Raw genomic sequence first — 12,297 nt, 5'->3', positions numbered from 1 at the left:
TCAAAAAACAGTCTACGAAAAACATAAAAAAGCCCGTCACATGGATGACGAGCTATTCCTGACTAACATTCATTCTTTTTCATTTTCAAGTACCTCAATATAATGCTCCAGCTTCTCCCTGTTCTCCTGTGAAATTTCAGGGAACTGCGGATCTATTTTTTCCAGGCATTTTATCATGACTTCAGAAATGATGTAGCGCGAATACCATTCATCATCTGCAGGGAGTATGTGCCAAGGCGCGTATTCCGTTGACGTATGGTTCAGCATGTCTTCGAAAATGTCCTGGTAGCTGTCCCAATGCTTTCGCTCCTCCACATCGCTGAATGAGAATTCCCAGTTCTTCTTCGGGTTTTTCATCCGCTCGAGGAGTCTGTTCCTCTGTTCTTCTTTTGACATATGAAAGAAGAATTTCACCACTTCAAAGCCGTTCTCCGTTAAATAGCGCTCAAAGTCATTGATTTGTCTGTAGCGGACTGCCCATGTTTCTTCTTTCTCTTTTTCATCCGGCACTGCCTCCTCCTCAAGCAGATCATGAACTCTTGGTGCTATAACCTCTTCATAATGGGAACGGTTCAGAATCCCGATTTGTCCTCTCGCAGGAAGTGCCTTATGAATTCTCCAGAGATAGTCATGCTTTTGCTCTGAGTCCGACGGCTTTTGAAAAGAAGTCGTTTTCAGTCCCTGGGCGGTTAAGTTAGAAAAAATGTAGCTGATGGCTTCATCTTTTCCTGCAGCATCCATGGCCTGCAGGACAACGATTATGCCTTTCTTCTCTTCCGCATGAAGGCGCCAGTGCAGTTCCTTCAGCCTGTCTATGCTTTCAGGAATAAGCTTCTCCAGCAGTTCTTTTTCTGAGAAATCATGCTCCTCGCTCGGAGAGTAATCTCTTAATTTTAATTGTTTATTGCCTTCAATCCTATATTTATTTACGTTCATGTTTTCCTCCTAGGTCTGCTGAACAACCATTTCCTGATGGCGCTAAAAAACAGCGCATTTTGTGTTCATTCCATCAACTTTACCCAAATTTTTGAAAGCGTAAACGGTGAGATCCTTACTCATTTATTCCTTATTTAATTCCTTATAAAGATGAATATCATTTGTCATACTCTTCATCGATTTCTTCCAAAATTCTGGCTCTGTAAGATCAATCTTAAAATGTTTTTTTACCAGCTGCTCAAGCGGAAGTGTTCCCGTTTCACCAAGAAACTTCAGAAATTTTTCATCAAAATCCTCATCTGTTTTTGATTTCTCCAATAGACCCGCACTCAATAAGAAACCAAATGAATAAGGATAATTGTAAAAAGGAACATCTGCCTGATAAAACTGACCATATTTTATCCACACAAAAGGTTCGTATTCACTCAAAGCACTGCCATACGCTTTTTCCTGGCACTGCAAAGAAAGATGCTCCACTTTCGCTGCACTAACGTCTTCAGTCTTACTGAGCTCGTAATAGCTTTTTTCGAATAGAAAAGCCCCTCTGATTGACATCAGATAATTTAAATTGCGCTCAATTTTCCAGCCGAGAATGGCTTTTTTTGTTCGACTATCTTTTGAGTTTTCAATAACGTAATCAATAAATACGGTTTCAAAAAAGATGGAAGCCGTTTCGGCAGAAGTCATCTCAAACGTTTCGTCGGCAAAATACAGGGTTGGAGCAGCTTTCATCTGCTTGAAATGCCAGGCATGGCCTAATTCATGAGAGAGTCTTCTCGCACTTTCTAAGCTGTTGTCAAACGTGAGAGAGATTCTTGACACACCTTCTGAGAGAAACGGAGCACAAAATCCCCCCGGCGGCTTTTCCTTTCGCTGTTCCAAATCCATCCACCCATTGGTGGTCACATGATGGATGAAATCAGGAATATCACGGTCAATCCTTTCTAGAGACTTCGAAATAGCATCTACAGCGTCAGAAACAGTAAATACAAGCTGTACATCATGAGTTGAAGTCATCACCTCATGCCACGTGAGCTTCTCCTTTTTAGCTTCCTCCGCCTTTACCAGTAAATACTCTGAAAGTTCAGCTGAACAGTCATCGATCGCAGTCCACATTGCACCCAGTGAGCGGTTCGATATTCCATTCTGTTTGAGAGATTGTTCAAGGAAATGGATCTGTTTCAGCCCATATTCCTTCAATCTTATTTCAGCCATTTGGCCATAGATTGCCGAAAATTCTTCTGACTGGTTTTCCAGTGTTTCATTCAGTCTTTTAAATGCCTTGGTTTTCAATTTCAAATCTGAATTGGACATAGCCATTTGGATGGCTTCCCCAAAAGTCAATGTTTCTTCTCCAGTACCAGGATTTATGTTTATTTTTATATGATTTCTCAGCTGTTCATAGTCGTTTTGAAGCCGTCTCAATGATTCACTGGCAAGAAGAATATTCTTATCTTCTTCTCTATTGACCTTTCTCCGCCTTAATTGATTGATTAAAGAATCTTTTTCAGTCATATGATCCGGCTTCTCTGGCATGTCCAAAAAGATTTCTTCCAGAAGAAATCGGATATGAAGAAGTCTCGTTTTCAGCGCTGAAATTCTGCCGTTTACAGCGGCTAACATAGAAGGCTCAACTTTCTCTGTTGTCAGACAATAATAAAATGATTCCAATGATTCAATTTGACGGATGCTGTTCGAAAAATCGGTAAGTGTGTTTTCATTCACACGTTCCGATTTAGAAACTGATTCCAGAAGCGATACTGTTTCTTCTATATTATTGACGTACAGGCTTACCTTTTCCAGGTCTGGCCCAGTAAGAAGTGTATCTAGATTCCATCGGGTTTTATAATCAGCGGTCTTCACTCCCAATCCCCCCATTTAAGCGTTATCATTTTCATCCAGTTTAAAAAACGCATAACACTTTATGTCATGCGTTCTGAACAGTTAAATTTCCCCAGACTTATACTATCAGTTATTTCTGACAAATAAACGATTTAAAATCTGATCTGCTTCCATTAAATCGTCCACCACAAAATCAGCCTGCTCTAATTCTTCACTGTTGGAAAAGTCAAACCTGCATCCGATTGCTTTTAGGTGATTGTCTTTCGCAGCAAGAATATCTGACAATCTGTCGCCGACAACAGCGCCAGCATTCAGATTGTATTTATGCAGGATTGACCTTACGAGGTCTGATTTGTTTTGGGAATCAATCTGCTGGATGCTGAAGGTTTCTGTGATCCATTCTGATAGACCATAGTGATCAACGATCGTCTTAAGGTAACCTGTCAGCCCGTTGCTTGCAATAAACAGCTGAAATCCGGAACAAGTAAGCTTCTCCAGCAATTCCTTCGCGTTTGGATATAGCGCACCTCGATCAGTTTGTATGGCCAGAATCAGCTTATCGAGAAAATAGCTGTCTGCAAAATCACGGTCTTCCTGCGTATGATCCGGCAATAATGTCTCCCATACAACTGGAAGAGGCACACCCATGATCTTTCTGTAAAGAGTAATGGGAGTCTCTTTCTCCCATTTTCCAAGCTCTCTAAGCTGTACAAACGTTTCTTCGAGAGCCCATTCCAAAATAAGATCGGTTTGAAATAGTGTTCCGTCCATGTCAAAAATCACAGCTGTCATATGTATACTCCCTATGCTTTTTTGTTTAAGTCTTCTTTTTCAGCTGCAAGCAAATACAGAATTCCTGCAATCAATGCCAGGATGCTGAATGTGTTCAGTGTAAATCCGACGCTTTTAATCATTGCATCAAAGATTTTTTCATCCCATGTGGTTACCCCTGACCCGAACATGGCCGCGCTGATATACTTTGCAGCCAGCAAAAAAGCGGAAATAGCCAAAAAAGAAACACCGGCACCTCGTTTGTTCATGTCACATTCCCCCAGCACTTTTATAAAAGACTTATTTTTTTTCATTATAGCATTTATTCCCACTTTATTTTCAGAAAATTTTCATATAAAAGAAACCAGTGGTATGTTCATGACGGGTTTTTTTAAGAGGTGAAAATAAGTATAAAACCATTCAAAACGCACTGTATTTCTCATAGGGAACTAGAAGAATATGTTAATATACAGATAGAGCAGATACTTATCACCAGTCATTAAAACGGACAGGATTTCATCAATTTAAATAAAAATACAGTGGAGGCATCATGATGTGGTTACTATTAGGACTTATTACCATTGCAGCAACTTTTTCAAATCTTTATATGTATAAGACAGGAAAAGATTATAAACTTGCTATGGCTGCAGGATTATCATTCACAGCATTCACACTTTGTGCTGAATACAGTGCAGTGTCCCGGTGGGTAAAAGTCGAAGATTGGTCAGCTTTATTGGATGTAGTGCCAGGTATGGAAAAAGCATTATGGTTTTTGACAGTTTCTTCGATCTTGCTGAATATTGCACCTGTACTTTTAGAACTGAAGGATAAAAAATAATGACTTATCGGCTCATTATTTATCCTTATATACTTCACTGGTTCATTGAAATAAAGAAAATGGCTTAGAGGAAAAAAACCTCTAAGCCTTTTTGATGTGAGAAATAGTGTGATTTACCCTGTGAATTGGTTGCTTGCATCTCATATGGAAACCCGTTACCATGTTCTTGTTTTTTATCTTACAAGGAATTCATCAAAATTGTTCTGATTTCATCCCTGTCTCCGTTCTTTCTATCATCCGATTATAGATCTGTTTCAATTCCGAGCAGAGCGTTTCTACCCGCTTCAAGCAATCCTTCGCTGTAGAGCTGGTGATAGTCTGCGGAAAACTGGATCTTTGGCACAGCTACTTCGGGAACCCTTTGTTTGCATGCGTCAACAATGTCCGGAATGAGTTTTCGGACTGAATCATCTCCGGATAATATAAGTGTTTCTGGATTCAGCATGATGCTGATAACCGAAATGAGGTGGGCTGCATGGTATACAGATTCTTCTTGTGTTTGAGGCTGTGTCATTTTATCCTGCAGCGTATTCCCCTCTCCAATTGGAAGAAATCCGACTTCGCCTGCGAAAGCAGAAAAGCCCCTCAGGATTCTCCCATTAATAAGAGAAGCAGCACCTGGACCGTCATCCGTGAAGATTAAAAGCGATACATTTTTAGTTTTCTCGCCGTCAGCTCCAAGCACCCAGCCCTGCAGCATGGCATTCACATCACGTTCCACTGTAACCTGCACGCGGAATTTTTCTTCCAGAATCTTTTTCAAATGAAGTCCCTGCAGATCATCGTAGTAGTTCATATATTTGATTTCACCGTCCATCACCCCTGCCGGAACACCGATGGAGATGACGTTCAAATCTGTGAACCTTGCTTTCATTTCTTTTATAATGGCTTTTATCGTTGACAGGTAATCCTGCCCGAGTGTCCGCTCCTCTTTTAAAAGAACGTCTTTTTTGGCATTAGCGACTAGAATCCAAAAGCGTGAATACTGAATATACAGGACAAGGATGGATCCATAAGCAGGGTTAATTCCGTAAATAGAAGCCCGCCTTCCGTTGCTTGATGAAGCCATGCCTGTATGCATAATCACGTTTTTTTCTTCAAGATCATCCAGCATTTTGCTTACGGTAGGAAAACTTAGACCGAGCTGTGCAGCCAGATTTTTTTTAATAAACGTTTCCTGCCGAACAAGTTCTTTCAAAATTAGCTGTTCATTTGCCCGTTTTATGAGATGCGCTGAATCGTGCGATGGCATCGTTTCACCTCTTAAGTTAATTGATTTAATGTTTTGATAACGAGAGCAAGGGCTGCTACGCTGATTGCAGTAAACACCGGTATAAATTCAAGAGTCGTGCGGCTTGCGATATATCCAATCAGCGGAACAAATGTCAGCAGGCTGATATAGGAAAAAGCCACCTGATAACCAATGACTTTTTTCGCCTGCCCGCTCCCGTAGCGCTTTGATGTTTCATGCATCATTGCCGGATAGAGCGGAGCAAAGCCGAGACCTAAAAGAAAGATTCCCGTTCCATAAATAAATGCGTGTTCCTGAGAGAAAAAAGCAGCTGAGCCAAGGGCAGAAATCACCAAACCGAGGACAATCAGCTTACGGTTGCCCAGGCGGTCAGCAATAAACCCCATTAGAAACCGGCCAATCATGATGCTTCCAAAAAAGCCTCCTGTCAAAAAACCGGCATCAGATAGATCAAGCCCCCTGCTTTCAACAAGCAAAGCGCTAAGCCACAGACCCAGTCCGCCCTCAACGGCAACATAAAAGATGTAAGCCAAAACAGACAAATACGGGGCAATCCCTCCAATCCATGGTTTCTCCTCTCTTTCTTCCTCTATTGCACCGCCCTGCTTTGTCTGCTTCCAAAAGGACAGGGTCATAAAGAAAGACATGGATAAACAAAGAATGACCACTCCTATAAAGCCATACCCAACCTTCCAGCTTCCAAAGTTCGATATGCCAACTGTTAGAATGATGGGGCTTAAGGTGGCACCGATGCCCCATGAACTGTGAAGCCAGTTCATATGTTTAGATGAAAGATTTTCAGCTGCATAGCTGTTAAGACCTGCATCAACTGCCCCCGCACCCAGCCCAAGCGGCACCGCAAGAAGAAGAATCAGCCAGTAGGATTCGCTTACCGCAAAGCCAAGGATCGCAAGAGCTGTCATTGTACAGGATACAGCGGTCACCCTGCCTGTGCCGTACCGATTCAGCAGCGCACCGTTTACAAACCCTGAAATGGCCGAACAAACGGTGATTGTCATCGTAATAAAACCTGCGTACTCAAGAGGCACACCAAAGTCCTTCCTCATTTGGTTCCACGCCACCCCAAGCCCGGTATCAGGGAGGCCAAGTGCTATAAATGCAAGATAAAGGAGCATCAAAAACAATAAAGCAGGTTTTGGCTGTGCGTTTTGGATCAGTACCTGACTTGGATGTATCTTCTTTTCCCTTTGAGTCATATATAGTTCTCTCCTGACCATACGGATGGCTCGAGCTTCATGCATGAGAACACTGTCTGGAATGAAGAATCTTTCGGGCTGCAGGCATATAATCCAAATTGGATTTCATCAGAAGCTTTGAATAAATGGGACATTCGAATTTGTCTGAACGTATTCCCGTCACGTGAAACTTCTGTGAGAAAATCGTTATGTTTTCTTGTCAGTCTGTACCACATAACAGGATCCTCATCTTTTTCTTCCTGAGAAATTGCCCAGTCAGAATACCCATGATTTGTCACTGCTGACCCAAGCAGCCATTCTCCTGATTTACCTTTTTCAACAGAAGCTTTCAGCCAATTTTCTGAATCCATGAATACCATAATCCCGCTCTGGTCATATAGTGCTCTGCCATTGAACTGAACTTTTGCCGTAAAAGAAAACTCCTTTTTTTCTGTAGAAAACAGGTACGCATGCCCGTTATCTGTCCGGTAGCCGTAATTTGTGCGCTGCCAGAAATCCGTATACGGCTGGAAGTAAACGTCAGGCTATGATTGATGATTTCAAACTCTGCTGGAGCATTAAGCCATTGACCGTCTTTTATTTCTAATGTAAACATTGTCGTCTCCTTTTATTAAAATAGTTATTAAAACCATTTTAATAACTATTCAAGAAACTGTCAAAAAACTTCTGATTATATTAAGTCAGTATCTTTTCCTATAACCGTCATAAAAAAATGACCTATCCGTGTAAGAGACAGATCATTTTTTCAGCTGCTAAACGAGCTTTAAGCCTCTGCGCCAAGCTTCAATAAAGGCAAAAGCAAGGAATGTGAATGCTCCCCATAAAATCCAGGCTGCATCAAGCCCGATCAGACCAGCATCTGTACCGTACAACTGCGTTCCCCACGTTAGAACAATTCCATCTAAAAATGTGGCTGTCAAAAGACCAAGACTTACACCGGGTATGATTTGATCAGCCTTTAATTTTGCAGCTTTCATAATGAGCAAGACAGAAATCCAGGATACCGGCAATGCTATAAGAAACGAAAATACGCTCCCTGTTTTTCCAAACATACCGACGTCCGAACCAAATCTGACGGCCATGGCTCCGCAAAACCAAAAAGCCATACCCAGCACGACCAAAACGGCAGTTTGCTGTTTACTGAATAAACGCTTCAATTCACTATTTTCTGTTTTTAATCCCATACTATTCTTCCCCCCGAATCAAATTATGTAGCATATACTACACAATAAAAGCAATGAGGAACATACAATGAAAAAAGGTGAACTTCGCAAGCAAACGTTTAAGACGAAAATGGCAGAATATATCCTTCATCACGGGCTTCATTCAGCAAGCCTGCGAAATCTGGCAGAGGCAGCAGAGACAAGCGACAGAATGCTGCTCCATTATTTTCACGATAAAGAACAGCTTCTCACAGAGGTTCTGACGCTCATATCCGACAATCTGATTACGATTCTAAAAAAATCGCCGGCAGATCCTATGCCGTTCAGCAAGCTCGTTCCACATATGTACCATTTGATGAAGGAACCGGAAGTAAAACCATTTATGAGACTATGGCTGGAATTAATTGCGCTTGCATCCAAAAAAGAAAATCCGTACTTCTCTGTAGCAAGAATAATAGGTGAAGGCTTTCAAAACTACTTTGCTCTTCTTCTCGATGCGGAAAATGAGGAACAAAAAGAACGGCTGGCAGCCCTGACTCTTGTCACAGTTGAAGGAATTGCACTGCTTGATGCCATTGATTTTGACGCAAGCATTGAAAAAGCAATTGAGAGCATTTCTTCCTATCATGAAAAAAACACATAAAACAGCAAAAGGGTTTCTGCTTGAAGCAGAAACCCTTGTCTATTCATGCATGTTCTCCAGTTAGAGGAAGCGACAATGTAAATATCAGCCATCCTTCCTCATAGTCCGCTTCTAAATGTCCCCCATGCAGTTCAGCAATTCGCCTTGCAATGGCTAAACCTAGGCCTGTTCCCCCATCCTCTTTTCTTGATTGATCTCCTCTGTAAAAACGTTCAAATAGAGTATCAAGGCTTCCTTCGGGCTTTGAGTTTACACGGTTTGCCAAAGTGAATACTGCCTGATGACCTCTTGTTTTAAGACTCAGTTGTATGACAGACGGTTTAAGACTGTAATTAACTGCATTTGACAGCAGGTTTTCAAAAACCCTGATGATCTGTTCAACATCAACTGGGGCTGTCACTTCTTCTTCCGGAATGTCTACCTCCATTTTAAGGCTTCGGTCCTCCAGAATCGGAATATATTCACCGGCAAGCTGTCTAATAATCCCTGCAAGATTCACCTCATATTTCTTCACCTGAATATCAGGACTTGTCAGTTTGTTATACGTAAACAATTCGTCCAGTAAATGCTTGAGGCGCTGGGATTTAAACCGGAGAATGGCCAGGTATTCCGCTGCCTGCTGCTCAGTCAAATTCCCCCTGTTCTCCAGAAGATCAAGATAACCAATTATTGAGGTTAAAGGTGTTCGGAGATCATGCGAAATGTTCGTGATCAGTTCATTTTTATTCTTTTCAAGCTCCCGCTCACGAAGAAATCTCGCTTCAAGCTCTTTGGACATCTGATTGATATTTTCTCCAAGTCTTGCAAGTTCATCCCTGCCCTTAACTTCAATAACATGACTGAGGTTTCCGCCGGCTATCGACTGGACCCCATCAGATATTTCATTCAGGAAGATTATTTTTTTCTTAATAAACAGCCATAAGCTGATGATAAAAAGAATGATAGCACTTGAAAAAATGACGATAACCAGAACGTTGTAAAGAAGAATGTTCATTTCTTCTATAGGTTCAGCGAGTACAAACCTTACAAGGATATTCGAAAGGACTGATATCCCTGCAAGTGAGACGATAAAACTGACAGCCACAGCAAAAAACAGCTTCACACTGAGTTTATTCCAAAACCGGATCATATCTTATAGCCAACTCCCCAAATCGTCTTTATATAAATTGGCTGTTTAGGATCCAACTCAATTTTTTCTCTGATTTTCGTAATATGAACCATTACCGTACTGTCTGATTTGAAAAAGTCTTCATTCCAGACAGATTCATAGATCTGCCTGATGCTCATGACCGTTCCTTTATTTCTGGCAAGCAAAGAGAGGATATCAAATTCTTTCGGAGTCAGCCTTATCTCCCGTCCTCTGGCCATGACCTGCCGTGTGTCTGTATTGATATTTAGACCGTCAAGTTCAATTACAGGTGCGTCAGACTTTTGCTGATCATTGTATTTTGTAAATCTTCTAAGCTGCGACTTGACTCTGGCCATCAGCTCAAGGGGATTAAACGGCTTTGTCACATAATCATCTGCACCGGAAGCAAGCCCCTGAATTTTATCCATATCCGCAGACTTTGCTGATACCATAATGATGGGCATGTTTCTTTCTTCGCGGATTCTCATGCATGCCTCAATTCCATTCATTTCCGGCATCATAATGTCCAATATCACTAAATCAAATGATTCTTTTTCAAGCATAGTAATAGCTTCCGAAGCAGTTTCCGCCCCTGCAGCACGAATTCCCTCATTTTCAAGATAAATCGTAATCAGTTTTCTTATTTCTCTGTCATCATCAACGACTAATACGTTTGAAGGCAAAGCTTTCATTCCTTTCGCCATTCGTGCACGCCAGTACATAGGCAGGCGGCAAGTTCTGATATTCTCTCGATACGCGTATGGCAGAAAAATACCTCTTAAAAAGAGCTTTTTTAAACAGCGTATACTGAAACGTGATAAATTCCCCTTCGGCACCAAGAATGGATGCCGTTTCTGATAAGATCAAATCTGCTGCATCACTCGGAATACTCGCAAAAGGGAGTCCTGACAGGATATAGTCTGCCCTTTTAAACCCATACTTCTTCATATAATAAGAAGTGTTCTCAGCAGATCCATTTACAATGACTAGATCTTTCACATCGCCGTATTTATCCTTAAGAAGCCTGCAAAACACTTCATTTTGTTCAATTAAAAGAATACGGGTTCCATTTCTTCTTTTATGAATCAGCTTTTCTGTAAAAACGCCTGTACCAGGACCATATTCTATAATATACTCAGCTGTCTGAAAATCAATAGCTGCTGTCATGTGTTCTGCAAGCTTTGGGGAACTAGGCAGCAGAGCACCTGTAGATCTGGGCTTATTTATATATTCTAATAAAAAGGCTAAAGAATTCATCGTTATCACTCCGTGTTCAAGTAGTATGATCTCTATGATAGAGACCAAACCTTAACCTTTACCCGGGGAAATTCTTAAGAATTCTTAAGATAAGACAGATGAATAAGCGGTTCTTGAAATGTTGGATATCTGTTTTTGAAAAACATATACCAAGCCAAAACTTATACATTTGGATTGAAAAAAGACCGATTTTATCAATCGGTCGGCCTTCGCTGAAGCACTAATTTTTAATTTTTTCAGCAACCGACAATATGGCTGCAGCCAGAATTTCAGGCTGATCATGCATGATGGAATGGCTGCTGTCAGAGATTAATATGAGTTCGCTGTTATTGGATAGAGAAGTTAGCATTTGCTGCGCTTCCAGCCATTTTTCCTCAAATTTATTTTCCTCCAGTTCTGTAAATCCCATCGCCTTTGCCTGCATATCTGGCTTTTCAGGTGTAATGACTGCCAGAGGTTTATCTCTTAGATGACTTGTCTCAGCAAGCTTTCTTTCAAGGATATTCATTTGCTTTATTTCTTCATTCATCACACTGAAGAAAGGAGCATCCCAGTGTACTTGAACATATTTCTCAGGAGAAAGAAATTCTGGTGCTTTATCTGAAAAGATTTTCTCGCCTAACAGTCTGACAAGCCCTATCCGAGCGAGAAGGCCATTCACTGTTTGGTCTTGAGTTTCGAAGAATACAGCGTTGTAAGCCTCAGCCTGCTTGGCAAAAAACTCATTTCTGGCATCTACCAGTACCATGCCCGCTACTTTTTCCGGATATTTTTCTGCGAAGTGCCGTGAATAAATGCCTCCTGCTGAATGTCCAATTAACAATATGGGTCCCTTTATTTCTGTTCCTTCCAAGACAGTATATAAATCCTGAATAGTGGTTTCGACTGAAAAACCATCCTCTGGAGAATCGCTATATCCGTATCCTGCCCGGTCGTAGGTAAGAACTTGGGTATATTTAGACAGCTCCTCTTGAATGTTATCCCAGTCATATGACCACTGTCCGGCACCTGTTTCAATGACAATCGCCGGCAGATCAGATTTTTCTCCCCTGATCACTGTATGTATGGACCGATCCCCGATTTTAATCATTTGTCCATTCGAAGGATAATTGTTTTTTGCCTGGTTATACCCATACCATTCATAAATTGATCCCATGATACAAACTAAAAGAATGATTCCTGCCGCTGCAAAAGAAATTGTTTTAAGTTTCTTGCGTTTTTGGGATCCGTTATCTTTCTTAGGGTTCAT

General features: G+C 41.2%; 13 protein-coding genes and 1 pseudogene. 2 read left to right on the top strand and 12 right to left on the bottom strand.

The window, feature by feature from the left end:
* Positions 1-69: 69 nt before the first annotated feature.
* The 4 genes from MHB63_18280 to MHB63_18265 all read right to left on the bottom strand — a co-directional run bounded on the left by MHB63_18280 (position 70) and on the right by MHB63_18265 (position 3,818).
* Positions 70-936, bottom strand: coding sequence for a PPK2 family polyphosphate kinase (locus tag MHB63_18280; protein ID MEK3808472.1), 867 nt, complete (start codon positions 934-936; stop codon positions 70-72).
* A gap of 123 nt (positions 937-1,059) precedes the next feature.
* Positions 1,060-2,799 carry a peptidase M3 gene (locus MHB63_18275; GenBank protein ID MEK3808471.1) on the bottom strand — a complete coding sequence of 580 codons (1,740 nt, stop codon included), beginning with the start codon at positions 2,797-2,799 and terminating at the stop codon, positions 1,060-1,062.
* Positions 2,800-2,904: 105 nt separating this feature from the next.
* The gene (locus MHB63_18270; GenBank protein ID MEK3808470.1) at positions 2,905-3,570 is read right to left on the bottom strand and encodes an HAD hydrolase-like protein; all 666 of its coding nucleotides are present in this window, start codon (positions 3,568-3,570) and stop codon (positions 2,905-2,907) included.
* 11 nt (positions 3,571-3,581) lie between these two features.
* Positions 3,582-3,818: a hypothetical protein gene (locus tag MHB63_18265; GenBank protein MEK3808469.1), complete on the bottom strand. Its 237-nt coding sequence runs from the start codon at positions 3,816-3,818 to the stop codon at positions 3,582-3,584.
* Positions 3,819-4,102: 284 nt separating this feature from the next.
* Here MHB63_18265 and MHB63_18260 point away from each other — a divergent pair, with 284 nt between their 5' ends.
* Complete coding sequence (locus MHB63_18260; protein ID MEK3808468.1) at positions 4,103-4,387, top strand: hypothetical protein; 285 nt, start codon at positions 4,103-4,105, stop codon at positions 4,385-4,387.
* A gap of 241 nt (positions 4,388-4,628) precedes the next feature.
* Here the strand turns inward: MHB63_18260 and MHB63_18255 are convergent, their stop codons facing one another.
* The 4 genes and pseudogenes from MHB63_18255 to MHB63_18240 all read right to left on the bottom strand — a co-directional run bounded on the left by MHB63_18255 (position 4,629) and on the right by MHB63_18240 (position 8,040).
* Positions 4,629-5,639, bottom strand: coding sequence for an ROK family protein (locus tag MHB63_18255; protein ID MEK3808467.1), 1,011 nt, complete (start codon positions 5,637-5,639; stop codon positions 4,629-4,631).
* A gap of 11 nt (positions 5,640-5,650) precedes the next feature.
* Positions 5,651-6,856 (bottom strand): MFS transporter, encoded by a 1,206-nt coding sequence (locus MHB63_18250; GenBank protein MEK3808466.1) that lies wholly within the window; start codon positions 6,854-6,856, stop codon positions 5,651-5,653.
* Positions 6,853-7,308 (bottom strand): annotated as a pseudogene (locus MHB63_18245) (DUF1349 domain-containing protein). The gene MHB63_18250 and the pseudogene MHB63_18245 overlap by 4 nt, the downstream one beginning before the upstream one ends.
* A gap of 300 nt (positions 7,309-7,608) precedes the next feature.
* On the bottom strand, positions 7,609-8,040 hold the full coding sequence (locus tag MHB63_18240) for a hypothetical protein (protein MEK3808465.1): 432 nt from the start codon (positions 8,038-8,040) through the stop codon (positions 7,609-7,611).
* Between the two features lie 67 nt (positions 8,041-8,107).
* On the opposite strand from MHB63_18240, the gene MHB63_18235 reads away from it, so the two are divergent.
* Positions 8,108-8,662 carry a TetR/AcrR family transcriptional regulator gene (locus MHB63_18235; protein ID MEK3808464.1) on the top strand — a complete coding sequence of 185 codons (555 nt, stop codon included), beginning with the start codon at positions 8,108-8,110 and terminating at the stop codon, positions 8,660-8,662.
* A gap of 43 nt (positions 8,663-8,705) precedes the next feature.
* Here the strand turns inward: MHB63_18235 and MHB63_18230 are convergent, their stop codons facing one another.
* From MHB63_18230 to MHB63_18215, 4 genes are all read right to left on the bottom strand, one after another.
* Positions 8,706-9,791: a HAMP domain-containing sensor histidine kinase gene (locus MHB63_18230; protein ID MEK3808463.1), complete on the bottom strand. Its 1,086-nt coding sequence runs from the start codon at positions 9,789-9,791 to the stop codon at positions 8,706-8,708.
* Positions 9,788-10,474 carry a response regulator transcription factor gene (locus MHB63_18225; GenBank protein ID MEK3808462.1) on the bottom strand — a complete coding sequence of 229 codons (687 nt, stop codon included), beginning with the start codon at positions 10,472-10,474 and terminating at the stop codon, positions 9,788-9,790. Before MHB63_18225 ends, MHB63_18230 begins: the two co-directional genes overlap by 4 nt.
* Positions 10,449-11,048, bottom strand: a complete 600-nt coding sequence (locus MHB63_18220) for an rRNA adenine N-6-methyltransferase family protein (GenBank protein MEK3808461.1) — start codon at positions 11,046-11,048, stop codon at positions 10,449-10,451. The genes MHB63_18225 and MHB63_18220 overlap by 26 nt, the downstream gene beginning before the upstream one ends.
* 220 nt (positions 11,049-11,268) lie before the next feature.
* Positions 11,269-12,297 carry an alpha/beta hydrolase gene (locus MHB63_18215; protein MEK3808460.1) on the bottom strand — a complete coding sequence of 343 codons (1,029 nt, stop codon included), beginning with the start codon at positions 12,295-12,297 and terminating at the stop codon, positions 11,269-11,271.

This window comes from Bacillus sp. FSL H8-0547, from assembly GCA_038002745.1.
In the GTDB taxonomy this organism is placed as follows: Bacteria; Bacillota; Bacilli; order Bacillales; family Bacillaceae; genus Bacillus_P.
The sequence above is the reverse complement of the archived record's forward strand: the minus strand, read 5'-3'. Positions and strand labels throughout refer to the sequence as shown.